A 25,289-nucleotide genomic window follows, 5' to 3' on the forward strand; every position below is an offset into this window, starting at 1 on the left:
TTTTAACCTGGGAAGCCGAAAGGCGTCTATTATCCGGAATTGAGAGGTGCATCTCAACCTTCAACGGGTTTGTGTGAGCATTGAGAGCACTCAGAATTAAATTGCTGACGAAACTCACGTCATTATGGCTGGATAAACGTCTGTTTTACGCGCTGAGAGCGTTTGAAATAGGGCACAAACACCGCAGCCGCCAGCAGCGACAGCAGTAAAGTCTGAATCGCTTTGCCATCGGCCACCGGCGTGAAGGCAAAGGTTTTTAACGCCAGCAAGATGGTCATCAGCAGCCACAGAATGTAATGGCGCGGTAAGCGACGCGAACGTTTACAGAAAATCCAGCACACCCAAATGCTATACGCCCATACCACCGCAGCAGTCAGCAGCGAGATCGACCATTGCGTCAGCAAAGTGCCGCCGTGTGAGAACAGCGTCGTGCGTAATTCGGGTTTAAACAGCGGACTCAGATACATCGCCACCACCAGCGCACTGGTCAGCATGGTCATGATCAGCCACGCCAGCGGCAGCAGTAGCCAGCCAGCAATACGTGGCGGGTTCACCAGTTGGGTCATCGACAAGATCCTGTTTGCAGAGAAGAGGGCGATGCAGAGCGTATCATGTCCAAACGGGGCACGCCCGACCTGGACAACGCAAGAGCGCAGATAGAGAGGGGATAAATCAATTAGATCACGTAACGCCAGACGGTTTTCGGCACGCGGCCCATATCGAACAGACGTCCGCCAGAGACCAGTTCAGCACGTCGATGGTCGGCAGCGCGATACATATTGATGATCTCTTTATCATCAGTCAGCGAATAATTCAGATGGTCGTAGAGTTTTTCCAGACTATCGAGATTATTCACTTTGCGGAATTTCAGCAGGTAATCTAATGCAGTCATGATTGCCATTTAAATATAAAGTACTTGGAAGTGCCCAAGTATAGGGAGCACGCAGCGAGAGTCCATACGCGACTCATAAAAAAATACAAAATTCAGACAACATGCGCTAATTCGCTCATGAAACGACACTTTTTTGCCTTTTACGCGTTTTAAACGCGCATATAAAGTACGATTTAAGGCAAATTGAGGCCGGTATTTAGCGGGCTTGTGAGAAAATCACACGCTATTAACACATTATTGGAAAGCCGTTATTTCTCCGTCTCTATAATAGGTATTTGCGATCGTGCTGCGAATGAATCCGCTGTTTATTCCGCTCTGGTCAGCAAATTTATGCACACGCCGTGAAACCGGCACTCACATTCTGTGCGAGCAGTCACAAAACCAATAATTGATTGTCGCTGCAGACCATAACCATTCTTTACGCGCCCGCTGTAATCGTTTCCAGAAGTGAGAAGCATAACCGATTCTGTTTATTACATTTATTTAACGCCCTCCGCAATAATTAGCAGGCATTTTGTCCATAATGCCACGATCCATAAAGCATTGCATGTTCACGTAACTCCTTTAATTCACTCTGATTTGTGAAGTGTGTCGCGCTTGTTTACGCGCTTTTCAGCCAGGCTTAATTCGCGTTTTGTACCCCTACAACACACTCCCTTCAGAGGAATGAAATTATGTGGAAACGTTTACTCTTGACCGCCATGGTGAGCTCGGCACTGAGTACGTCGGTGTTGGCTGCTGATATGACGGTAGGCTTCTCACAGGTTGGCTCGGAATCTGGCTGGCGTTCAGCAGAAACCAATGTGGCAAAAAGTGAAGCGCAAAAGCGCGGTATCACGCTGAAAATCGCCGATGGCCAGCAGAAACAAGAGAACCAAATCAAAGCGGTGCGCTCGTTCATCGCGCAGGGCGTTGATGCCATCTTCATTGCGCCGGTGGTGCAAACGGGATGGGAACCGGTGCTGGAAGAAGCCAAAGACGCCAAAATCCCGGTGTTCTTACTCGATCGCGCCATCGTGGTGAAAGACAAATCGCTGTACATGGCGGTGGTCACTGCGGACAACGTGCTGGAAGGCAAGTTGATTGGCGACTGGCTGGTGAAAACGGTCGCGGACAAAAAATGTAACGTCGTCGAGCTGCAAGGCACCGTCGGCGCCAGCGTGGCGATTGACCGTAAGAAAGGCTTCGCCGAAGCCATCGCCGGCCACGACAATATCAAAGTGATTCGCTCGCAGTCCGGTGACTTTACCCGCAGTAAAGGTAAAGAGGTGATGGAGAGCTTTATCAAGGCGGAAAACAACGGCAAGAATATCTGCATGGTTTACGCGCATAACGATGATATGGCGATCGGTGCCATTCAGGCGATTAAAGAAGCTGGCCTCAAGCCAGGCAAAGATATCCTGACCGGTTCGATTGATGGTGTGCCAGATATCTATAAAGCGATGCTGGCCGGTGAAGCCAATGCCAACGTGGAGCTGACGCCTAATATGGCCGGTCCAGCATTCGACGCGCTGGAGAAATTCAAGAAGGACGGCACGATGCCGCCGAAAATCATCAAAACAGAATCGAAACTGTATCTGCCGGACTCCGCACAGGCGCAGCTCGATACCAAAAAAGGCATGGGTTACTGATCCCCGCAACCGCCCTTCGGGGCGGTTTTTGATGACGTAAGGCGAGGGAGAACCTGATGAGCACCTCCGATGAAACCGCACTGCTGACCATTAGCGGCGTCAGCAAAGGCTTTCCCGGCGTGAAGGCGCTGGATAATGTCTCGTTCAGCATCCGCAAGGGCGAGATCATGGCGTTGCTGGGCGAAAACGGCGCGGGCAAATCCACGCTGATTAAAGTTCTGACCGGCGTGTATACCCGTGATGCCGGCACGGTAACCCTGAACGGCAAGGCGATTACGCCGCACAACACCGCTGATGCACAGGAGATGGGCATTGGCACGGTTTATCAGGAAGTGAACCTGCTGCCGAATATGTCGGTGGCGGATAATTTGTACATTGGCCGCGAGCCGCGGCGCTTAGGCATGATTGATCGTAAGCGCATGGTGCGCGATGCCGATGCGCTGATGCGCAACTACGGCTTTGTACTCGACGTAACGCGTCCGCTGGGCCATTTCTCGGTGGCGATGCAGCAGATCATTGCGATTTGCCGCGCGGTCGATCTCTCCGCGCAGGTGCTGATCCTTGATGAACCGACCGCCAGCCTCGATGCTAATGAAGTCGAAATGCTGTTTACCTTGATGGCGCAGCTAAAAGCCAAAGGGATGAGCCTGATTTTTGTTACCCATTTTCTCGACCAGGTTTACCGCATTACCGATCGCATCACCGTGCTGCGTAACGGCCAGTTTATTGCCACGCGCGATACCGCCACGCTGCCGCAGATTGAACTGATCAAGTTGATGCTGGGACGCGAGCTGCTGGAAACCGCTTTGCAGCGTCAGGGCAGCACGCTGCGCAGCAATCAGCCGGTGGTGTCATTTGAAGATTATGGCAAGAAGGGCACCATTGAACCGTTCAACCTGCAGGTGCGTCCGGGTGAAGTGGTGGGACTGGCCGGACTGCTCGGTTCAGGCCGTACCGAAACCGCCGAAGTGCTGTTCGGCATTCGCCGGGCGGATCGTGGCACCGCGACCATCAAGGGCAAAGTGCAGAACATCCGCACGCCCGCCAAGGCTTCGCGCCTCGGTATGGGTTTCTGTCCGGAAGATCGTAAAACCGACGGCATCATTGGTGGCGCGTCGGTGCGCGAAAATATCATTCTGGCGCTACAGGCGCAGCGCGGCTGGCTGCGACCGATCAAGCGTCGTGAGCAGCAGGAGATCGCCGAGCGCTTTATCAAGAGCCTCGGCATTCGCACGCCGCATGCCGATCAGCCGGTTGAGCTGTTGTCCGGCGGCAATCAGCAGAAGGTACTGCTGTCGCGCTGGCTGGTGACCAAACCGCAATTTCTGATCCTCGACGAGCCAACGCGCGGCATCGATGTCGGCGCGCATGCCGAAATCATTCGCTTAATTGAAACCCTGTGCGCCGACGGATTGGCGCTACTGGTTATCTCCTCTGAACTCGAAGAACTGGTGGGCTATGCCGATCGCGTGTTGATCATGCGCGATTTGAAGCAGGTGGCCGAAATCCCGCTGGAGCAGCTGTCGGTGGCTGCGATCGTCAACGCCATCGCCGATGGAGGAGCACAACATGCTTGAATCCCCTATGACACATGACAAACCCGAACGGCGTAAGCCGAAGCTGCCGCCTGGCATGCCGCAGATAGTGGCGCTGATTCTGGTGCTGCTGGTGGATAGCCTGGTGGCGAATAACTTTTTTGCCATTCACATTCAGGATGGCCGTTTGTTCGGCAGCCCGATTGATATCCTCAATCGCGCCGCGCCGGTGGCGCTGCTGGCGATTGGCATGACGTTGGTGATTGCCACCGGCGGCATCGATCTGTCGGTGGGCGCGGTAATGGCGATTGCCGGCGCAACGGCGGCGACCTTGACGGTGGCGGGGCACAGTTTGCCGTTCATCATTCTGGCGACGCTCGGTACCGGCCTGGCCTGCGGTTTATGGAATGGCATTTTGGTGGCGCTACTAAAAATTCAGCCGTTTGTCGCCACTTTGATTTTAATGGTGGCGGGACGCGGCGTGGCGCAGCTGATTACACAGGGCCAAATCGTTACCTTCAACAGCGATAGCCTGGCGTGGTTTGGTAGCGGTTCGCTGTGGCTGCTGCCGGTGCCGGTATGGATTACGCTGCTGGTGGCGCTCGTGGTGTGGGTGCTGACGCGCAAAACCGCGCTCGGACTGTTTATCGAAGCGGTCGGTATTAACCTGCGTGCGGCGCGCAATGCCGGTGTGAATGGCTGGCTGGTGGTGATGTCGACCTATGTGATTAGCGGCATATGCGCGGCGGTGGCGGGCATGATCGTCGCTGCGGATATTCGCGGTGCCGATGCTAATAATGCCGGTTTGTGGCTGGAGCTGGATGCCATTCTGGCGGTGGTGATTGGCGGAGCCTCGCTGATGGGCGGGCGCTTCAATCTGGTGCTGTCACTGATTGGCGCGTTGATCATTCAATCGATGAATACCGGTATTTTGCTGTCCGGCTTCCAGCCTGAACTCAATCAGGTGGTGAAAGCGGTGGTGGTGATGTGCGTATTGCTGCTGCAGTCGCCACGCTTTATTGCCATGTTGAAACGGAGACGCCCGAAATGATGAAACGTCATCTGCCCTTGATGATCACGCTGCTGGTGTTTGTGGCGGGTTATCTGTTTTGCCTGAGTCAATTTCCCGGCTTCGCTTCAACGCGCGTGATCTGCAATATCCTCACCGATAACGCTTTCCTCGGCATTATCGCCGTGGGGATGACGTTCGTGATTTTGTCCGGCGGCATTGATCTGTCGGTGGGCGCGGTGATTGCCTTTAGCGGCGTGTTCCTGGCACGGGTGATTGGTGATTATCATCTCGATCCGCTTCTGGCGTTTGCGCTGGTGCTGGCGATGGGCGCGCTGTTTGGCGCGATGATGGGCTGGCTGATCGATGCGCTGAAAATCCCGGCATTTATCATTACGCTGGCGGGGATGTTTTTCCTGCGCGGCTGCAGCTATCTGGTGTCGGAGAATTCGATTCCTATCGATCATCCGCTCTATACCACGCTGTCGAGTCTGGCGTGGAAGATCCCTGGCGGCGGACGCCTGAGTTTGCTGGCGCTGATTATGCTGGTGGTGGTACTCGGCGGGATTATTCTGGCGCACCGTACGCGCTTTGGTAATCAGGTGTATGCGATTGGCGGTAGCCTGACTTCGGCGCAGTTGATGGGCGTGTCTACGCGCGCGACCACCATCAGGATTTATATGTTGTCGACCACGCTGGCGACATTAGCGGGCATTGTGTTCTCCATTTATACCTCGGCAGGCTATGCGCTAGCGGGATTGGGTGTGGAACTGGACGCGATTGCCTCGGTGGTGATTGGCGGCACCTTGTTGTCTGGCGGCGTGGGCACGGTGTTGGGCACGCTGTTCGGCGTGTTGATTCAGGGATTGATTCAGACGTGGATTAACTTCGACGGCACCTTGAGTTCATGGTGGACCAAGATCGCCATCGGCATTCTGCTGTTTGCGTTTATCGCGCTGCAACGCCTGCTCACCGTGATGTGGGATCGCCAGCAGAACGCACCTGTTAAGCGTTTGACCTCCTAACTTCTTCACCCGCCTTTCCCTCACCCCAACCCTCTCCCGCGCGCGGGAGAGGGAGCCGCCGGTGCAGCGATAAGCAGCACTCTTTCCTGAAGCAAAAGCATACGTTGAGTTCGGAGTGACAGCGTTTATAAAACGGTTCCTTCTCCCGCTTGCGGGAGAAGGTTAGGATGAGGGGAATATCGCAGAGGACGAAATCAACGTGCCAGGCGGTAATACGCCTCATTCCAGCGCAGCGCATCTTTAAATGCCGGTAAGCGCGTCTCCTCATCAATCACCAGCACTTCAATGCCATTCAGCTCGCCGTACAGATACATATCATCCAGATCCAGCGCCTGGCTGAACACCGTGTGGTGCGCGCCGCCGGCCAGAATCCAGGCTTCTGATGCGGTGGCCAGCGACGGCTGGGCACGCCACAGCGCACGTGCCACCGGCAGTTTTGGCAGCGGTTTGGGCTGTTCGATCGCATCCACCACATTCACCAGCAAACGGAAACGATCGCCCAGATCGATGACGCTGGCATTCACCGCGCGTCCTGCCGGCGTGGAGAAGATCATGCGCGCCGGATCGGCTTTGTCGCCAATGCCGAGGAACTGCACATCAATCAGCGGCTTCTCCTCTTTGGCGATGGACGGGCACACTTCCAGCATGTGCGAGCCCAGCACCAAATCGTTGCCCGGTGAGAAGTGATAGGTGTAATCCTCCATAAAGGAAGTGCCGCCCGCGCGTGTGCCTGCCTGGATCTTGAGAATGTGCAGCAGCGCGGCGGTTTTCCAGTCGCCTTCACCGGCAAACCCATAGCCCTGGCCCATCAAGCGCTGCACCGCCAAACCGGGCAGTTGCGTCATGCCGTGCAAAGTCTGGAAGTTGGTGGTAAAGGCTTTGCAGCCCTCGGCTTCGAGGAAACGTTTCAGACCCAGCTCAATGCGTGCCGCATCCAGTACGTTTTGACGTTTGTCGCCATTGACGGCGGCGGCATCGGTGAAGCGATATTGGCTTTCGTATTCATCGATCAGCGCGTTGACGTCGCCATCGCTGACGCTATTCACCACCTCGACCAAATCGCCCACGCCCCAGCCATTCACGGAGTAACCAAACTGAATCTGCGCCGCGACTTTATCGCCTTCGGTCACCGCCACTTCGCGCATGTTGTCGCCGAAGCGCGCCACTTTCAGCTGCTGGCTGGCCTGTTTTGCCAGCGCGGCATTGATCCAGCGTCCGATGCGCTGCTGGCTGGCTTTATCCTGCCAGTGACCGGTCACCACGCTGTGCTGCAAACCCATACGCGCGCCGATAAAGCCGAACTCGCGACCGCCGTGCGCGGTTTGGTTAAGGTTCATAAAGTCCATGTCCATGCTGTCCCACGGAATCTCCGCGTTGAACTGAGTATGGAATTGCAGCAGCGGCTTATTCAGGATGCTCAGGCCACCAATCCACATCTTGGCCGGCGAGAAGGTGTGCAGCCAGGTAATGATGCCGACACACTGATTATCGTGGTTAGCGTCGCGGCACAATGCCAGCGCTTCGTCTGGTGATTTCACCAGCGGCTTCAGCACCAGCGACACCGGCAAGGTGCCGGCCTGATTCAATCCGTCCATCACCTGGCGGGCGTGCTGTTCTACCTGACGCAAGGTTTCCGCGCCGTAAAGGTGCTGCGTACCAATAACAAACCACACCTGTTGTACGTTGTGCTGTTCCATTAAATCTCTCCTTTACTGAGCGGATGCGGTGCGCGCGGCGTACTGCGGTTCAGCAGCCTGGCACCAGTTTTGATAACGTTGATAAAGTTGCTGATAAACCACCACGCGCGCGGCGTTGGGTTGCAGCGTCACATCAATCGGACTGGCCATCACCTGCTGGGCGGCAGGCACATCGGCATACACGCCCGCAGCCACGGCGGCAAAAATGGCCGCGCCGAGCGCACAGCATTCGTCAGAGGCGACGATATCCAGCGGACGGTTCATGACGTCGCAGCACGCCTGCATGATGGCGGGGGATTTACGGGCGATGCCGCCGAGCGTCAGGATGCTCTGCACCGGAATCTGCTGCTGTTCGAAACACTCCATAATGGCGCGTGCGCCAAACGCGGTGGCGGCGATCAGGCCACCAAACAGCGCGGGCGCATCGGTGCCGAGATTGAGATCGGTGATCACGCCTTTTAAGCGCTGATTGGCGTCTGGCGTGCGGCGGCCGTTGAACCAGTCGAGCACCACCGGCAGATGATCGAGTTGCGGATTGGCCGCCCAGGCTTCGGTGAGGTTGCGGATCAGATCTTTTTGCAGCGCGGCTAACTGCGGTTGCAGCTCCGGATGGTGCTGCGCCGCCTGCTGCAGTGGCCAGCCAAGCAGGCGGCTGAACCAGGCATAAATATCGCCAAACGCTGACTGACCGGCTTCGCAGCCAATCGCGCCCGGCACCACGCTGCCATCCACCTGGCCGCAGATGCCTTTGATGGCGCGGTCGCCAACGGTGTCGCTGTCGGCAATCAGAATGTCGCAGGTTGAGGTGCCAATCACTTTTACCAGCGTGTAAGGCTGCGCACCGGCACCAACCGCGCCCATGTGGCAGTCAAACGCGCCACCCGAAAGAATCACCTGTTGCGATAAGCCGAGGCGCTGCGCCCATTCGCTGCTGAGCGTGCCCACCGGCACATCGGCGGTCCAGGTGTCTGCGAACAAGGGGGAATCAAGCTGCTCGACCAACAGAGGATCGAGCGCGCGGAAGAAGTCAGCCGGCGGCAAACCTTGCCACTCCGGATGCCACAGTGATTTGTGCCCGGCGGCACAGCGTCCACGACGCAGCTGCGCGGGTGCGGTAGTGCCGCTGAGGAGCGCGGGCACCCAATCGCACAGTTCCACCCAAGACACTGCCGCTTCACGTACCGCAGCATCGGCACGTGACACGTGCAGTATCTTGGCCCAGAACCACTCCGACGAATAGACGCCGCCAATATAGCGGGTGTAGTCGTTGAAACGACCGCTACGACACAGCTGATTGATCTCTTCGGCTTCTTCAATCGCGGTGTGATCTTTCCACAGCACGAACATCGCGTTGGGGTTGGTGGCGAATTCCGGGCGCAGCGCCAGCACGTTGCCATCACGATCGATGGGCGCAGGCGTCGAGCCGGTGGAATCCACGCCAATCCCCACTACGGCGGCGCGCTGTTCAGGCGTTAAGGCGTTAACCACGGTGACAATCGCCTGTTCTAACGCATCGATATAGTCCTGCGGATGGTGACGAAAGCGGTTGGCGTGCGCATCGCAAAATTCGCCGTTGGCCCAGCGTGCATAGTTGACCACCGCTTTTTCCAGCTCTTTACCACTGTGACAGTCCACGGCCAGCGCACGCACCGAGTCACTGCCAAAATCCAGCCCAATTGTTATGGCGCCAGCACCCATTGGGATTCTCCTGTGTGAGTTATCTGGCTCTATCCTGGAATGGGGCGGCAGAAGCGGTTAGTCATCAGTCGCTGAGAATATGCACTTTTCTGCCATCGGCGAGGATGTGTGATCCACTGCAAAAGTTAACGACCGGTTAAATTTGCTGAATATATGGAGGATTTTGTCATCGTTTTGGGATGTGATACCGCTCTACATTTTTCCCGTCCATTCCCGCTACAACTAGCCCAGCGTTTGCGCAGCCTTTGTACAACCTTTGCGCTAACGCGCTGATTTTTAGCTGTACCCCACAGAATGATTTGATTGGTAGCGTTTACACCGATTGGTTAATAACAGCCTAAAACAACATTATGCCGGAGAGCATCATGCATAAATTCACTAAAACGCTGGCGGCGCTAGGTCTCGCTGCGGTTATGTCACAATCCGCTATCGCCGAGACCATGAAACTCGGTTTCCTCGTTAAACAACCGGAGGAACCCTGGTTCCAGACTGAATGGAAATTCGCGGATAAAGCCGGCAAGGATCTCGGCTTTGAAGTGATCAAAATTGCCGTGCCCGACGGTGAGAAAACCCTTAACGCCATCGACAGCCTGGCCGCCAGCGGCGCGAAAGGCTTCGTCATCTGTACGCCAGATCCGAAACTCGGCTCCGCGATTGTCGCCAAAGCGCGCGGTTACGGTCTGAAAGTGATTGCCGTCGATGATCAGTTCGTGACCGCCAAAGGCAAGCCGATGGATACCGTGCCATTGGTGATGATGGCGGCAACCAAGATCGGCGAGCGTCAGGGGCAGGAACTGTATAAAGAGATGCAGAAACGCGGCTGGGATGTGAAAGAGACCGGCGTGATGGCCATCACCGCCAACGAACTCGACACCGCACGCCGTCGCACCAGCGGTTCGATGGACGCGCTGAAAGCCGCCGGTTTCCCGGAGAAGCAGATCTATCAGGTGCCGACCAAATCCAATGATATCCCAGGCGCCTTTGACGCCGGTAACTCGCTGCTGGTGCAGCATCCGGAAGTGAAACACTGGCTGATTCTCGGCATGAACGATAACACCGTGCTGGGTGGCGTTCGCGCCACCGAAGGTCAGGGCTTTAAAGCGCCCGATGTGATCGGTATCGGCATTAACGGTGTTGATGCGGTGAGTGAGCTGTCGAAAGGTTCCGCCACCGGCTTCTACGGTTCGCTGCTGCCAAGCCCGGATGTACACGGTTATAAGAGCAGCGAGATGCTCTACAACTGGGTGACCAAAGATCAGGAGCCGCCGAAGTTCACCGAGGTCACCGATGTGGTGCTGATTACCCGCGATAACTTCAAAGCCGAGCTGGATAAGAAAGGGCTGAAGTAATCACGTTGTTCGTTGTTTGAGCAGCACCATCTAAATGTTTAGCCAAAATGATTCGTGCTGTAACAAGACGGCAAGTGCACTTATCCCCGGGAGCTTACTTTTGTAAGTGACCGGGGTAAGTTCACGCAACCAACGCAGTTACAGTGCGAAGCATGAAGGCTTAGAGGAGTCACCATGAACATAGATCAAGCCTTTCTGTCGTTTCATGGCATCAGCAAAACCTTTCCCGGCGTGAAAGCGCTGCAGGACATCTCATTCAGCTGCCGTGCCGGCGAAGTGCACGCGCTGATGGGGGAGAACGGTGCCGGTAAATCAACGCTGTTGAAGATCCTCAGCGGTAGCTACCAGCCCAGCGGCGGCGAGATCCGCATTAAAGGCCAGCCGAAGAGTTTCAACACCACCGTGGATGCGCTGGATGCCGGCGTGGCGATCATTTACCAGGAACTGCATCTGGTGCCGGAAATGAGCGTGGCGGAAAATATCTATCTCGGCCAGCTGCCGCACAAGCGCGGTCTGGTGAATCGCAAACTGCTGCGCTATGAAGCCGGTTTGCAGCTGCAAAATCTTGGCATGGATATCGATCCGGACATGCCGCTGAAATATCTGTCGCTCGGCCAATGGCAGATGGTGGAGATCGCCAAAGCGCTGGCGCGTAACGCACGCATCATCGCTTTTGACGAACCGACCAGCTCGCTGTCGGCGCGCGAAATTGATCACTTGTTCCGCGTCATCCGTCAGCTACGCGAGCAGGGCCGCACCGTGTTGTACGTGTCGCATCGCATGGAGGAGATTTTTGCCCTGAGCGATGCCATCACCGTGTTTAAAGATGGCCGCTACGTGCGCACCTTCACCGACATGAAAAACACCCATCACGATGATTTGGTACAGGCGATGGTGGGGCGCAATCTGGGGGATATTTATGGTTACGCGCCGCGTGAACTGGGCCCGGTGCGCCTGCAGCTGGACGCGGTGGAGGCGAAGGGCGTGCGCACGCCGATTTCGTTGACGGTGCGTGCCGGTGAAATCGTTGGCCTGTTTGGTTTAGTGGGCGCGGGACGCAGTGAACTGATGAAAGGGCTGTTCGGTGCCACCAAACTGCGCGGCGGCAGCGTGACGCTGGATGGCAAAAAGCTCAACATTCGCCAGCCGATCGACGCCATCCGCGCCGGCATCATGCTGTGCCCGGAAGATCGCAAATCTGAAGGCATCATTCCGGTGCATTCGGTGCGCGATAACATCAACATCAGCGCGCGTCGCCACAATCTCACCGCTGGTTGCCTGATCAAACCGAGCTGGGAAGCGAAAAACGCCGATATCCACATTCGTTCACTCAACATTAAAACGCCAGGCCCGCAGCAGCTGATCATGAATCTTTCCGGAGGCAACCAGCAGAAGGCGATTCTGGGCCGCTGGCTGTCGGAAGAGATGAACGTAATCCTGCTCGATGAGCCGACGCGCGGCATTGACGTCGGTGCTAAACACGAAATCTACAACCTGATTTATCAACTGGCGAAAAAGGGGATTGCGGTGCTGTTTGCCTCCAGCGATCTGCCGGAAGTGATGGGATTAGCCGACCGCATTCTGGTGATGCGTGAAGGTTCCATTGCCGGTGAACTGTCCCATGACACGGCCACAGAGCAGCTGACGCTGAGCCTGGCGATGCCGAAAACCACTCAAGCGGCCGCCGTGGCCTGATGTAAAGGAGAGCAATAATGGCTTCATCTACCACTTCCAACACGCCACCGGTGCAGCGCAACGGGCTGCAACTGGGGCGGATTTGGGACAACTTCGGCATGCTGGTGGTGTTCGCACTGCTGTTTATCGTTTGTGCCATTTTCGTGCCGAACTTTGGTTCTATCATCAACATGAAAGGGCTCGGGCTGGCGATGTCGATGTCCGGCATGGTGGCGTGCGGGATGCTGTTCTGCCTGGCTTCCGGCGACTTTGACCTGTCCGTGGCGTCGGTGATTGCCTGCGCCGGTGTGGTCACCGCGGTGGTGATCAACATGACCGAAAGCCTGTGGATTGGCGTGGCAGCGGGTTTGCTGCTCGGCATGGCCACCGGTTTTATCAACGGCTTCGTCATTGCGCGGCTGAAAATCAACGCCCTAATCACCACGCTGGCCACCATGCAGATTGTGCGCGGCCTGGCTTACATCTTCTCCGACGGCAAAGCGGTGGGGATTGAAGACGAGCGCTTCTTTACCCTCGGTTACGCCAACTGGCTCGGCGTGCCGGCACCGATTTGGCTCACCATCGCTACCATGGTGCTGTTCGGTTTCCTGCTGAACAAAACCACCTTTGGTCGCAACACGCTGGCGATTGGCGGCAATGAAGAAGCAGCGCGTCTGGCCGGCGTGCCGGTGGTACGCACGCGTATCATCATCTTCATTCTGTCCGGTTTAGTGTCGGCGGCGGCGGGCATCATTCTGGCGTCGCGCATGACCAGCGGCCAGCCCATGACCTCGCTCGGATACGAGCTGATTGTGATTTCGGCTTGTGTACTGGGCGGCGTCTCGCTGAAAGGCGGCATTGGCAAAATTTCATACGTAGTGGCGGGCGTGCTGATTCTGGGCACGGTTGAGAATGCGATGAATTTATTGAATATCTCGCCATTCTCACAGTATGTAGTGCGCGGTTTGATACTGTTAGCGGCGGTGATTTTTGACCGCTACAAACAGAAAAGTAAAGCCGCCTGATAACCCAGGCTGAGCGTGTCGGAAAGTGGGCACGCTCAGCGCCGCGAAACCGAAAAGTGAGGGCATTATGTACCATCGCGAACCCCCAAGTGAGCAGCAGAATCCCTTATTGCCGGGCTATGCGTTCAATGCCTGGCTGGTGGCAGGCTTAACGCCGATTAATGCCAATGACGCACTCGATTTCTTTATCGATCGTCCGCACGGCATGAAAGGCTACATCCTTAATCTGACTATCAAAGGTCAGGGGCGCGTGTTTGATGGCGAATCTGCCTTCGACTGCGAGCCGGGCGATCTGCTGCTGTTTCAACCGAAAACCCCGCACTATTACGGCCGCGCGCCAGACAGCCCGTGCTGGTTCCATCGCTGGGTCTATTTCCGCCCGCGCGCTTACTGGACCGATTGGTTGCAGTGGCAGGATGAGAGCCAGGGCGTGGGGCGCTTGCATCTGTCAGAAGCGCAGCGTGCCGAGTTTGATCGCCTGTTCGCCAGCATCGAGCAAACCCACAACTCCGGTCGTCGCTTCGCCGAAGAGCTGGCGATGAATCTGCTGGAGCGCTTGCTGCTGCGCGCGGTGGAAGAGGATCCGCGTAGCCATCAACAGATCCGCGATCCGCGCGTGATTGAAGCTTGCCAGTACGTCACCAATCATCTGGCGGGCGAAGTGAAGATTGAAGAAGTGGCGCGCCATGTTTGCCTGTCGCCGTCACGGCTGGCGCATCTGTTCCGCGAGCAAATGGGCATTAATCTGCTGCGCTGGCGCGAAGATCAGCGGGTGATCCGCGCCAAACTGCTGCTGCAAACCACTCAGGAACCGATCGCTTCTGTCGGGCGTGAAGTGGGCTACGATGACCAACTTTACTTCTCACGCGTGTTCCGCAAACGCGTTGGCGTCAGCCCCAGCGACTTCCGCCGCCGTAGCCAGGATGCGCAGGATGCGTTGGTGGCGCACGAGAGCTGGCAATCCGCACGGAGTGCTATTTCCTGAGTTTTCAGGTGATTCCGCCTTGTTCTTATAGATCGATTCGTCTTAAATCATTCTGGTAACGAACAAGAGGAATGAGAATGAGCGATAAATTACGTGTCGGCCTAATCGGCTACGGTTTTGCCAGCAAAACCTTCCATGCACCCTTGATCGCCGGTACGCCGGATGTTGAGCTGGCGGCGATCTCAAGCAGCGATGCCAGCAAAGTGCATGCTGACTGGCCGTCAGTGCAGGTGGTTTCCGATCCACAAGCGCTGCTGGACGACCCGACACTGCAACTGATTGTTATTCCGACCCCGAATGACACCCACTTCCCATTAGCCAAAGCGGCACTCAACGCCGGTAAACACGTGGTGGTCGATAAGCCGTTTACCGTGACGTTGTCACAAGCACGTGAGCTGGATGCGCTAGCCAAAGCCAAAGGTCTGCTGCTGTCGGTGTTCCACAACCGCCGCTGGGACAGCGATTTCCTGACGCTGAAATCCCTGCTGAACGACGGTACGCTGGGCGAAGTGCGTTACTTCGAATCCCACTTTGACCGTTTCCGTCCGGAAGTGCGTCAGCGCTGGCGTGAAATGAAAGGCGCGGGCAGCGGCATTTGGTTCGATCTCGGACCGCACGTGCTGGATCAGGCTTTGCAGCTGTTTGGCACGCCGGTCGCGATCAATGTCGATATGGCAGAGCTGCGTCCGGGCGCGCAAACCACCGATTACTTCCATGCGGTGTTGACCTATCCTACGCGTCGCGTGGTGCTGCATGCCAGCATGCTGGTGGCGGCGGAATCCGCGCGCTTTGTGGTGCACGGCACGCGCGGCAGCTACGTAAAATACGGGCTGGATCCGCAGGAAGATCGTCTGAAAGCGGGTGAACGTCCGCCGCAGGAAGATTGGGGCTACGACATGCGCAACGGCACGCTGACGCTGGCGGAAGGCGATGTGATGGTGGAGAAAGAGCTGCTGACCTTGCCAGGTAATTATCCGGCGTACTACGCAGGTATCCGTGATGCGATTGCGGGCACAGGTGCGAATCCGGTGCAGGCAGAAGAGGCGATTCAGGTGATGGAGTTGATCGAGCTGGGCTTGCAGTCCGCCGAGAAGCGTCAGACCCTATCGTTGCGTTAATTCGCTTTACTCGCTCTCCCATGGGAGCGCCAATACTCGCTTTATTCCCTCTCCCAAAGGGAGAGGGAATATTTTATCCCGCTACGCGCGCGCGCAGCGCGGCTTTCTCTGCATCACTCAGGAACGAGATGGTTACACCATTATCCTGTGCCTGACGCATCTCTTCTGCCGTCAATCCCGCTTGCGGTGCCGCCACTTCATACTCATGGGCCAGCTCAACGCCCTGAACCGCCGGGTCGTCGGTGTTAATGGTGGCGAGAATGCCGTGCTGCAGGAAGGTTTTCAGCGGATGGCTGCTCAGCGACGAAACGGTGCTGGTCTGAATATTCGAAGTGAGGCATGACTCAATCCCAATGCGCTGCTCAGCAAGGAAATCCATCAATGCACGGTCTTCAATCGCCTTCACGCCGTGACCAATACGCTCCGCGCCCAGCTCGCGAATCGCTTGCCAGATGCTTTCCGGGCCTGCGGCTTCACCGGCGTGAACGGTAATGCGGAAACCGGCGTCACGCGCACGATTAAAGTGGCTGAGGAATTCACTGCCTGGGAAGCCGAGTTCGTCACCGGCCAAATCGACGGCGGTGATGCCCTCGCGATGTGCCAGCAAAGCTTCCAGCTCGCGCAGGCAAGCTTCTTCACCAAAGGTGCGGCTCATAATGCCGGTCAGGCGTACATCAACGCCGTATTGCTGAATGCCGGCGCGCACACCATCAATCACCGCTTCAACCACGCCGGCAATCGGCAGTTGATGCGTCATCGCCATGTAGCCCGGTGAGAAGCGCAGTTCCGCATAGTGAATGCCAGCGCGCGCCGCATCTTCGACGTTTTCCAGCGCGATACGACGACAGGCATCAAGATCGCCCAGCACTTTCACGCCCCAGTCGAGTTTCTGCAGGAAACTCACCAGATCCGGTTCATTAGCCGTGACCTGCACATGCGGACGCAATGCATCAAGCGTTTCAGCGGGCAGCGCAAGATTATGCTGACGACCTAAGTCGAGAATGGTTTGTGCGCGGATATTGCCATCAAGGTGGCGGTGAATGTCGGTAAGGGGGAGTTTTGGATCAATCATGGCGCACTCGCTTAAGTTTCATAAAGTGCAGAGGATTATAAAAACATCTTGCGCAACAGCGCCAGCGATTTGCGCAAACAGCAAAACGGATGCTGAATTAATCAGCATCCGTGGCATTTTAGAACGATTTTAGCCCGGCAATCAGGCGATCCAGCCCATCATCCAGTTTGCTGCGCGGGCAACCGGCGTTGAGACGCAGATAGCCGCGACTCGCCGCGCCGTAGGTCGAACCCGGCATGATCGCCACTTTGTGTTGATGAATCAGACGCTGTTGCAGCGCCTGTTCATCAATGCCAAGCGGATTGAGATCGATCCACGCCAGGTAAGTCGCGGCGGGCGGTTGCCAGTTAAGCTGCGGAAACGCCGTGTTCAGGCGCTGCGCGATATGCTGCATGTTGCCACGTAGATGGTCGCGCAGCGCATCCAGCCACGGCGCGCCCGCGCGATAAGCGGCGATGGTAGCGGCAAGCGCCATTACCGCTGGCGAGGATAAGCCATCCTCATGCTTCAGCGCATGGAACCACGCCTGACGATCGCGCTCATCAGGAATGATGCCCCACGCGCCGGTCAGCGCCGGAATGTTGAAGCTCTTGGAGGCCGAGGTGAATAGCGCCCAGGCGGACTGCGCGACCTGGCTCCAGGGCGTATGCTGCGCATCACTCAGCACCATGTCCATATGAATTTCATCGCTAATCACCTTAACGCCATGCTTTTCGCACAGCGCCGCCATCTGGCGCAGCTCATCTTCGCGCCACACTTTGCCGCCAGGATTGTGCGGACTGCACAGCAGCATCACTTTACAGCGCGGACGCGCCAGCAAACTTTCCAGCTGCGTCATGTCACACAGCCATTCGTTAGCGTGGCGCTGCAGCGGCAGCTCCAGCACGCGACGCTGATTGCCATCGATGGTGTTATAAAACGCATCGTAAGCGGGGGTGTGAATCAGCACTTCATCATCCGGCTGCGTCCAGTGGCGCAACAGCTGCGCCACCATGTAAATCACCGACGGGCCATAAACCAGCGATTCTGCCGCCACTTCGGTAGCGAAACGGCTGCGCATCCAATGTTGAATGGCAGAAAGAAAATCATCATGCTGCCAGCGGCTGTAGCCAAACACACCGTGTGCGAGGCGCTGTTGCAGCGCCTCGAGGATGCATGGCGCGGTGGCGAAATCCATATCGGAGATAGTGAAGGGCAGCAAGTCCGCCACGCCGAAACGATCGGCCACGAAATCCCACTGCGTACACCAGCTACCGCGGCGATCCACCACCTGATTGAAAGTGAAATCCTGCATCATTACACCGTCGCGCTCATCAAGTGTGCCATCTCATCTTTGACCGACTGCACCTGAGGGCCCATCACCACTTGCAGATTGGTCGCATTTACATGCACCACGCCAATCGCACCGTTGGCTTTCAGCGTTGCATCATCCACCTTGCTCATATCGACCACGGTAATGCGCAGACGCGTCAGGCAGTTATCCAGTGAGGCGATGTTTTCCACGCCGCCCAGCGCCGACAGAATCGCTGGCGTATTAAAGCCAGATTTACCCACAGCCGCGCGATTAACCTGCTGCGCCACGCTGTTGGTTTCCACTTCGCGGCCTGGCGTTTTGATGTTGAAGTGACTGATAGCAAAGCGGAAGATAGCGTAATAACCCACGAACCACACCGCAGCAATCACCGGCACCCAATACCATTTGGTGGAGAGGCCGTGCAGCACGCCGAAGACGAAGAAGTCGATCACGTTGCCGTCGGTGTTACCGATGGTGACGCCCAGCATCGCCATCACGGTGAAGCCCAAGCCGGTCAACAGCGCGTGGATCAAATACAGCACCGGCGCGACGAACAGGAACAGGAACTCCAGCGGTTCAGTGGTACCGCCCACCACGCAAGCCACCACGCCGGAAATCAGCAGGCCTTTAATTTTATGACGGTTTTCCGGACGGGCGCAGTGATACATCGCCAATGCCGCACCCGGCAACCCCCCGAGGAAGGCTGGCATTTTACCCTGCGACAGGAAGCGCGTGGCGCTCTCGGCGAAGCCGTGGGTATCCGCACAGGCCAATTGCGCCTGGAAGATAGTTAACGCACCGCTAACACTTTTACCGCACACATCCATGGTGCCGCCCGCATCGGTAAAGCGGATGATTGCCACCAGAATGTGCTGCAAGCCAAAAGGTAAAAGCAGACGTTCGCCTGTACCGAAGATCATCGGACCAAATTCACCGGCGCTGTTAATCACCCAGCCGAGGCCGGTAATCGCGCGTGCAAAGAATGGCCAAATCAGCGGAACCACCAGGCCCAGCACGCCCATCGCCATCGCCGTAACGATCGGCACAAAACGCGTACCACCGAAAAACGCCAGTGCATCTGGCAGGCGAATGTTGTGGAAGCGCTCATGTAACCAGAACACCACGATACCGACGATCACCGCGCCGAGAATACCGGTGTCGATGGACTGAATGCCGAGGATGTTTTGTACGTTATTGGCTTTCAGCACCGCCGCATCGGTGGTTGGCAGAATGCCGTTGATGTTGAGCCAGAAGTTGATACTCAGGTTCAGTACCGCGTAGCCAACAAAACCGGCAAAGGCGGCGACGCCTTTATTCTCGCGCGCCATACCGAGCGGAATGGCAATGGCAAACATCACCGGCAGATAGCTAAAGGCAAAAGAGCCAATCTTCGCGAGCCAGATAAACAGGTATTGCAGGAAAGGCTGATCGAGAAGAGGAATTAGCGTCAGGACGTCATGACTGCTGAGGGAACTGCCAATTCCTAACAGAATGCCGCAGAACGACAGCAGGGCGACGGGCAACATAAAGGTTTTACCCAGACTTTGGAAAAACTCCCAAAGTGACATTTTGGGGCGGCTGGCGGACATAGATTCTCCTGGCAATAAAAAGTGAAAGGCTTCAATGTGGCCAAGGATGATAAAACGTTTTACCACTTATTTTTGTGGCTATAATCACAAAGAGTGACTAATTGCAGGCTTTATTTTTGGTGCAATCAGTGTAACGTTTTATCTCTTTGAATTTGGACGTTGGTAACGGAACACTATGTCCCAGCAGAAAACCACTATTCATGATGTGGCGTTGGTCGCCGGGGTGTCGGTCTCTACCGTGTCGTTGGTGCTCTCCGGCAAAGGGCGCATCTCGCCCGCTACGGCCATACGCGTTAATCAGGCGATTGAGCAGCTTGGCTACGTGCGTAATCGCTCAGCCTCGATTTTGCGCGGCGGCGAAAGCGGCGTGATCGGCCTGATCGTGCGCGATCTCAGCCAGCCCTTTTATGCCGCGATGACGGCCGGACTCAGTGAAGTGCTGGAGCAGCAGGGCAAAGTGCTGGTGCTGACACAAAGCGGTCAGCACGGACAACACCTTAAACGCTGTTTTGACACGCTGGTGGCGCAGGGCGCGGAAGGCATTGTGCTCGGCGGCGCGGCGGCGCAAGCAGAAACGCTGGTGCCGCAGGCGCAGGAGCAAAACATCGCGTTGGTTTGCGCTTCGCGCGCCAGCAGCCTCGACAATGTCGACTCACTGCGGCCCGATAACAGCCAGGCGGCGCGCATGGCGACGGAGTATCTGATTCGACAGGGACATCAGCGCATCGCCTGGATGGGCGGTTTGGGATCGTCACTGACGCGCGCCGAGCGGATTGGCGGCTATTGCGCCACCTTGCTGCAATACGGCCTATCGTTCCGGTCCGACTGGATTATCGAGTGCGACGATCGCCAGCAAAGCGTGTCCGCGTTAACGCTGCAGTTGTTGCGTCAACATCCCGGCATCACCGCGATTCTGGCGCATAACGGCAGCACCGCGCTCGGCTGCTATTTTGGCGCGTTACGCTGTGGGCGAACCTTTGGTGAAGGCGCGGTGGATAGCTACTACACGCAGCAGCTGGCGCTGGTGGGCTTTAATGACGATCCGCAGCGGGAGTTGCACGATCCCACCATGACCTTTGTCAGTAGTGAAGCGCGTGATGTGGGGAGAAGAGCGGCGGAGCGGATGTTGCAGCGGCTGGCGCAGCCGGAAGCGGAGATTCAGAGTTTGATTGTGCCGCCGCAGCTAATGCGCGGCGAAGTGTAAGGGCGGCCAGTTGGCCGCCCCATGAATTACTCTGGCATACCTTCGCTGGTTGGTGCGCCCAGCATATAGCGTGACAGGAACTGCTCCAGCGTCATCTTGTCGCCATTCATGGTGACCTGGCCGTTGCCGTACTGCAGGCTGGTGACGATGTTATCATCCTGCTGCTGCGTCAGGCGGAACATCTGGCCCATCGCTGCTAAACCCTTAACCTGCTGATCCGCCAGTTTCTGCGCATCGTCACCCTGATAACCTTCCGCCAAACCGACATGACGCATGGTTTCGGTTGCCATTGGCATATTGATCGCCAGCTTGCCGTCGAGGGTTTTCAGCACGCGATCCACTGCGGCACCCAAACTCTGCGCCTCGCCGCTCACGGTGGCCGGATCGTTAAAGCCCACGTTCAGGTTAAAGGTGCTTTCACCTTTTTCATTTTTCCAGCTCAGCGGCGCGATGCTCAGCGTTGGCGAGCCTTTCAACAGCGTTGGCAGGTTATTACGCAGAATGGTTTGCACGCTGGCCTGATAGCGAATCGGATCTTCCGCCACGCCCGGCTGGTTCAGCAGATCCTGCATCTGCGCGTTGTAAGTATCGGAGAAGGCTTTCACCGCCTGCGCATCAAACTGCGCAAACTTCATCGCCAGCTTAGCTTCACCAAACGGCTGCTTCTGCAGGGTAATTTTGTCAACATCGACATCTAACTGCCCACCAATCTTGCCTTCTTTATTGTCGAAGGATGAGGTGGTTTTCAGCTTCTCCAGCGACAAACCCTCCTGACCGTTGATGCTGGCATCCAGTTTATCCAGAGAGATCGACTGATCGCCGACGCGCACGCCTTCCGGGCTGAGATGGGTATCGCCGCTCAGCTTCAGGCCATTCAGCGTAAACAGCACCGGCAGCTCAACCTGGTTTTTGCTGGTGATCGCGATGCTGGAGAAGTCGCCGTCGAGGCTGACTTTGTCACCTTTGCTGTCGGCGCTGATGTTCAGCGTGCCGCCATTGGTGGCCAGACGATCGCCGGTCTGCGGATTGTTGTAATCCACCGCCAGCAGGTTGAGATCGGTATTGGTCGCACCGCTGTAGCCGACGCGGGTATCGGCGTTGACCAGCGATTTGCCGTTGGTCAGTTCAAACAGTTTCTTCACCGCATCGGTGTTTTCCAGTTCGGTATGTACAGACGCCATACTTGGGATCAGGCTGCCGCGCTTCAACTGGGCGAACGGGAAAGGACCGTGATCGATCGTCTCGTTCAGCACGATACTTTGACCAGGCTTCAACAGCGGATTGTCATTGGTTTGCGAGCTGGCCTGTACCACCAATTTGGTTTTGCTGCTGAACACGCCGCGCTGATAATCCTGATAGCTCAGCGTTAAACGGCTGTTCGGCGCGTAAGCATTTAGTTGCGCGTTGGCGTTCTGCAACATCTCATCAATATGGCTTTCCAGTTGTTTACCGGTAAACCATGCAGCACCAGTCCAAATCACGCCGAGCGCCACAATCACACCTACGGCAACCTGGGTCTTTTTCATCGCTGTGTCGTCCTTATCCTTGCGTCCGCACGCCGCTGATCGGTGCGCGACGGGTGAAGAAAAACGCCCGCAGGCGTTTTAAATTAATAGTTTAAAAGAATAGCAGTTAATGCTGTCAGCGTCAGCCGGATCTCAGTTGAGCGTATTAAACACGCGCGCCAGCCGTCCGGTGCCTGCCGCGTTGACCGGCGACTCATTGGCAGCGACAAAGCAGGATTCACCCGGCTTCAGCACCAGCTGTTGTCCGGACTTCTCAATTATCGCCTGACCTTCAATGCAGAACAGCAGGGCCGCGCTGTTTTGTGCCAGCGTTTGCGGCGCAGCGGAAAGCCCATGAATGGCAAAGGCAAAGTCCTCTACCGGAATCGGGAAGTTCAGGGTTTCGCCGTCGCGCTGCGGCTGCGTTAGCAGCGTCGCGGCCGGTTTTGCCTGAAACTTCAGGTTAGCCAGCAGTTCCGGGATATCGATGAACTTCGGCGTCAGACCGGCGCGCAGCACGTTATCGGAGTTCGCCATCACTTCCAGCGCCACACCTTTCAGATAGGCGTGCGGCGTTTCGGCAAACAGGAACATCGCTTCGCCGGGCTGCAGGGTAATAACATTGAGCAGCAGCGGCGAAAACAGACCGCTGTCATCCGGATAATCGATGGCGATAGATTTGATGGTCTGCCACGGTTCGCCTTCACGCCCATTGAGCGCCGATTTCAGTACGCCGATGGCGCGCGATTTGGCCTCGTCTTGCAGCGACAGCAGCGTGGCGAACAGTTTTGCCAGATTGGCTTCATCAGTGTTTTCGAGGAAGTGAGCGATCTGCGGATGCGCACCGGCCACCGGCTCCAGCAGCGAGACAATCTCATGCAGCTCACGGAAACCGTTCATCGCCTGGAAGGGTGTCAGCGCATACACCAGCTCGGGCTTGTGATTAGCATCTTTATAGTTACGTTCGGCAGCGCTCAGCGGAATGCCCGCGGCATTTTCACGCGCAAAACCCTGTTCGGCAGCGGCTTTGCTGGGGTGCACCTGAATCGACAGCGGCTGATCGGCGCACAGCACTTTAAACAGGAACGGCAGCTCGCCGAAACGTTCAGCCACCGCTTTGCCGAGCATGGCGACTTTGTCGGCATCAATTACCTCACGCAGCGAACGCACTTCGCCGTTGACCTCAACGGTAGACGGGCTTTTCGGGTGCGCGCCCATCCACAGTTCCGCCATCGGCAAACCTTGTGGATTTTCGATGCCATAGAGTTCGGTCAGCGCAGTTTTGCTGCCCCACGCGTAATTTTGCAGCGAATTGTTCAATTTTTGCATCGTTTACCCTTAATAACCGTAAGTAAATAGGCTTATTAAAGCAGAAAGTGCCATAGAAAATACACGAACAAGTGCAATAAAGGCGATAGGCTCGCATAATGTTAAATTCTTGTATGTGACAATCTTGCTCGCTCAACGGCGTCGCGGGAAGGCGTTTAAAGCGGAAACCTCAAAATCTGAGCTAAGGAGACGTAGTCATGGCAGCCAATCGCATTGAAAAAGACTCAATGGGACCGATTGAAGTACCGGCAGATAAGTTGTGGGGCGCACAAACCCAGCGTTCGCTGGAACATTTCAAAATCTCAACCGAGAAAATGCCCGTGGCATTGGTGCATGCGCTGGCGCTGACCAAGCGCGCGGCGGCGCAGGTGAACCAGGATCTCGGCTTGCTTCCGGCCGATCGTGCCCAGGCGATTCTCAAAGCCGCCGACGAAGTGCTGGCCGATAAGCACAGCGAGGAGTTTCCGCTGGCAATTTGGCAGACCGGCTCCGGCACCCAGACCAACATGAACATGAATGAAGTGCTGGCCAACCGCGCCAGTGAAATTCTTGGCGGCGAGCGTGGCATGTCGCGTCTGGTGCACCCAAATGACGACGTGAATAAAAGCCAAAGCTCCAACGATGTGTTCCCCACCGCCATGCACGTGGCCGCGGTCATCGCCGTGCGGGAGCAGCTGATTCCGCAGATTCACGTGCTGAAAAAGACGCTGAGTGAAAAATCCGACGCCTTCAAAAATATCGTCAAGATTGGTCGTACCCACTTACAGGATGCGACACCGCTGACGCTGGGTCAGGAGATCTCCGGCTGGGTGGCGATGCTTGAGCACAATCTCAAACACATTGAGAACAGTATTCCGCACGTAGCGGAGCTGGCGCTGGGCGGCACCGCGGTCGGGACTGGCCTGAATACCCATCCGGAATACGCGGTTCGCGTCGCTAAAGCGCTGGCCGATTTGACCAAACAGCCGTTTGTCACCGCGCCGAACAAGTTCGAGGCGCTGGCGACCTGCGATGCGCTGGTGCACGCGCACGGTGCGCTGAAAGGCCTGGCAGCTTCGCTAATGAAAATTGCCAACGACGTGCGCTGGCTGGCCTCTGGCCCGCGTTGCGGCATTGGCGAACTGGCGATCCCGGAAAATGAGCCAGGCAGCTCGATCATGCCAGGCAAAGTGAACCCCACGCAGTGCGAAGCGCTAACCATGCTGTGTTGTCAGGTGATGGGCAACGACGTGGCGGTGAATATTGGCGGCGCGTCCGGCAACTTTGAGCTCAACGTGTTCCGTCCGATGGTGATCCACAACTTCCTGCAATCGGTGCGTCTGCTGGCCGACGGCATGGACAGCTTCAATCACCACTGCGCGATTGGCATTGAACCGGTACGCGAGCGCATCGATCAGCTGCTGAACGAATCGCTGATGCTGGTGACGGCGCTGAATACCCATATCGGCTACGACAAAGCGGCGGAAATCGCCAAGAAAGCCCATAAAGAAGGCCTGACGCTGAAAGGCTCGGCGCTGAAGCTGGGCTATCTGACCGAAGAGCAGTTCGATGAGTGGGTGCGTCCGGAGGAGATGGTGGGCAGCATGAAGCAGTAAACCGCTGTTAAAAACTGGCAGACGTAGCACCCTCGTAGCGGCGCAATTGATTGCGCGATAAAT

General features: G+C 56.6%; 20 protein-coding genes. 11 read left to right on the plus strand and 9 right to left on the minus strand.

Translation table 11 applies throughout. The annotated features are described in order from the left end of the window. Positions 1 to 122: 122 nt before the first annotated feature. The gene (locus PO881_RS08785; RefSeq protein WP_101764523.1) at positions 123 to 566 is read right to left on the minus strand and encodes a DUF2569 domain-containing protein; all 444 of its coding nucleotides are present in this window, start codon (positions 564 to 566) and stop codon (positions 123 to 125) included. A gap of 110 nt (positions 567 to 676) precedes the next feature. Beyond that, complete coding sequence (ydgT, locus tag PO881_RS08790; RefSeq protein WP_167391211.1) at positions 677 to 892, minus strand: transcription modulator YdgT; 216 nt, start codon at positions 890 to 892, stop codon at positions 677 to 679. 674 nt (positions 893 to 1,566) lie between these two features. On the opposite strand from ydgT, the gene ytfQ reads away from it, so the two are divergent. Genes ytfQ through yjfF form a run of 4 tightly spaced genes read left to right on the plus strand, consistent with a single transcriptional unit; the run spans position 1,567 to position 6,092 of the window. After that, complete coding sequence (gene ytfQ / locus PO881_RS08795) at positions 1,567 to 2,523, plus strand: galactofuranose ABC transporter, galactofuranose-binding protein YtfQ (RefSeq protein WP_008110249.1); 957 nt, start codon at positions 1,567 to 1,569, stop codon at positions 2,521 to 2,523. A gap of 56 nt (positions 2,524 to 2,579) precedes the next feature. Continuing rightward, complete coding sequence (locus PO881_RS08800) at positions 2,580 to 4,100, plus strand: sugar ABC transporter ATP-binding protein (RefSeq protein ID WP_280172761.1); 1,521 nt, start codon at positions 2,580 to 2,582, stop codon at positions 4,098 to 4,100. Further along, complete coding sequence (gene ytfT, locus PO881_RS08805) at positions 4,093 to 5,109, plus strand: galactofuranose ABC transporter, ATP-binding protein YtfT (protein ID WP_280172762.1); 1,017 nt, start codon at positions 4,093 to 4,095, stop codon at positions 5,107 to 5,109. The genes PO881_RS08800 and ytfT overlap by 8 nt, the downstream gene beginning before the upstream one ends. After that, positions 5,106 to 6,092 carry a galactofuranose ABC transporter, permease protein YjfF gene (gene yjfF, locus PO881_RS08810; protein ID WP_101764518.1) on the plus strand — a complete coding sequence of 329 codons (987 nt, stop codon included), beginning with the start codon at positions 5,106 to 5,108 and terminating at the stop codon, positions 6,090 to 6,092. The genes ytfT and yjfF overlap by 4 nt, the downstream gene beginning before the upstream one ends. 194 nt (positions 6,093 to 6,286) lie before the next feature. Here yjfF and araA read toward each other — a convergent pair whose 3' ends face one another. Beyond that, entirely contained in the window at positions 6,287 to 7,789 is a 1,503-nt protein-coding gene (gene araA / locus PO881_RS08815; protein WP_280172763.1) for an L-arabinose isomerase, read from the minus strand. A 12-nt stretch (positions 7,790 to 7,801) separates the two neighbouring features. Further along, positions 7,802 to 9,487 carry a ribulokinase gene (locus tag PO881_RS08820; protein WP_280172765.1) on the minus strand — a complete coding sequence of 562 codons (1,686 nt, stop codon included), beginning with the start codon at positions 9,485 to 9,487 and terminating at the stop codon, positions 7,802 to 7,804. 365 nt (positions 9,488 to 9,852) lie between these two features. Between PO881_RS08820 and PO881_RS08825 the strand changes: the two genes are divergently transcribed. The 5 genes from PO881_RS08825 (at position 9,853) to PO881_RS08845 (ending at position 15,638) form a co-directional block, all read left to right on the plus strand. After that, a complete protein-coding gene (locus tag PO881_RS08825; protein WP_101764515.1) occupies positions 9,853 to 10,836 on the plus strand; it encodes an arabinose ABC transporter substrate-binding protein in 984 nt (327 codons plus the stop codon). A gap of 174 nt (positions 10,837 to 11,010) precedes the next feature. Then, positions 11,011 to 12,531 (plus strand): L-arabinose ABC transporter ATP-binding protein AraG, encoded by a 1,521-nt coding sequence (gene araG / locus PO881_RS08830; RefSeq protein WP_192411919.1) that lies wholly within the window; start codon positions 11,011 to 11,013, stop codon positions 12,529 to 12,531. Between the two features lie 17 nt (positions 12,532 to 12,548). Further along, the gene (gene araH, locus PO881_RS08835) at positions 12,549 to 13,535 is read left to right on the plus strand and encodes an L-arabinose ABC transporter permease AraH (RefSeq protein WP_008110235.1); all 987 of its coding nucleotides are present in this window, start codon (positions 12,549 to 12,551) and stop codon (positions 13,533 to 13,535) included. A gap of 67 nt (positions 13,536 to 13,602) precedes the next feature. Further along, positions 13,603 to 14,520 (plus strand): arabinose operon transcriptional regulator AraC, encoded by a 918-nt coding sequence (gene araC, locus PO881_RS08840; RefSeq protein ID WP_101764513.1) that lies wholly within the window; start codon positions 13,603 to 13,605, stop codon positions 14,518 to 14,520. Positions 14,521 to 14,597: 77 nt separating this feature from the next. Then, positions 14,598 to 15,638, plus strand: a complete 1,041-nt coding sequence (locus PO881_RS08845) for an oxidoreductase (RefSeq protein WP_061720150.1) — start codon at positions 14,598 to 14,600, stop codon at positions 15,636 to 15,638. 73 nt (positions 15,639 to 15,711) lie between these two features. On the opposite strand, the gene add is transcribed toward PO881_RS08845, so the two are convergent. From add to malX, 3 genes are all read right to left on the minus strand, one after another. Beyond that, complete coding sequence (add, locus tag PO881_RS08850; protein ID WP_280172766.1) at positions 15,712 to 16,710, minus strand: adenosine deaminase; 999 nt, start codon at positions 16,708 to 16,710, stop codon at positions 15,712 to 15,714. A gap of 118 nt (positions 16,711 to 16,828) precedes the next feature. After that, positions 16,829 to 18,007: a MalY/PatB family protein gene (locus PO881_RS08855; protein ID WP_280172767.1), complete on the minus strand. Its 1,179-nt coding sequence runs from the start codon at positions 18,005 to 18,007 to the stop codon at positions 16,829 to 16,831. Continuing rightward, entirely contained in the window at positions 18,007 to 19,593 is a 1,587-nt protein-coding gene (malX, locus tag PO881_RS08860) for a maltose/glucose-specific PTS transporter subunit IIBC (RefSeq protein WP_110866061.1), read from the minus strand. The genes PO881_RS08855 and malX overlap by 1 nt, the downstream gene beginning before the upstream one ends. 175 nt (positions 19,594 to 19,768) lie before the next feature. Here malX and malI point away from each other — a divergent pair, with 175 nt between their 5' ends. Next, a complete protein-coding gene (malI, locus tag PO881_RS08865; RefSeq protein ID WP_110866062.1) occupies positions 19,769 to 20,797 on the plus strand; it encodes a Mal regulon transcriptional regulator MalI in 1,029 nt (342 codons plus the stop codon). A gap of 26 nt (positions 20,798 to 20,823) precedes the next feature. On the opposite strand, the gene PO881_RS08870 is transcribed toward malI, so the two are convergent. After that, complete coding sequence (locus PO881_RS08870) at positions 20,824 to 22,323, minus strand: YdgA family protein (RefSeq protein WP_280172768.1); 1,500 nt, start codon at positions 22,321 to 22,323, stop codon at positions 20,824 to 20,826. A 132-nt stretch (positions 22,324 to 22,455) separates the two neighbouring features. Then, complete coding sequence (gene manA, locus PO881_RS08875; RefSeq protein WP_280172769.1) at positions 22,456 to 23,631, minus strand: mannose-6-phosphate isomerase; 1,176 nt, start codon at positions 23,629 to 23,631, stop codon at positions 22,456 to 22,458. Between the two features lie 197 nt (positions 23,632 to 23,828). On the opposite strand from manA, the gene fumC reads away from it, so the two are divergent. Next, positions 23,829 to 25,226: a class II fumarate hydratase gene (fumC, locus tag PO881_RS08880; RefSeq protein WP_280172770.1), complete on the plus strand. Its 1,398-nt coding sequence runs from the start codon at positions 23,829 to 23,831 to the stop codon at positions 25,224 to 25,226. Positions 25,227 to 25,289 lie beyond the last annotated feature (63 nt).

Source organism: Pantoea sp. SS70, assembly GCF_029866845.1.
GTDB lineage: Bacteria > Pseudomonadota > Gammaproteobacteria > Enterobacterales > Enterobacteriaceae > Pantoea > Pantoea leporis.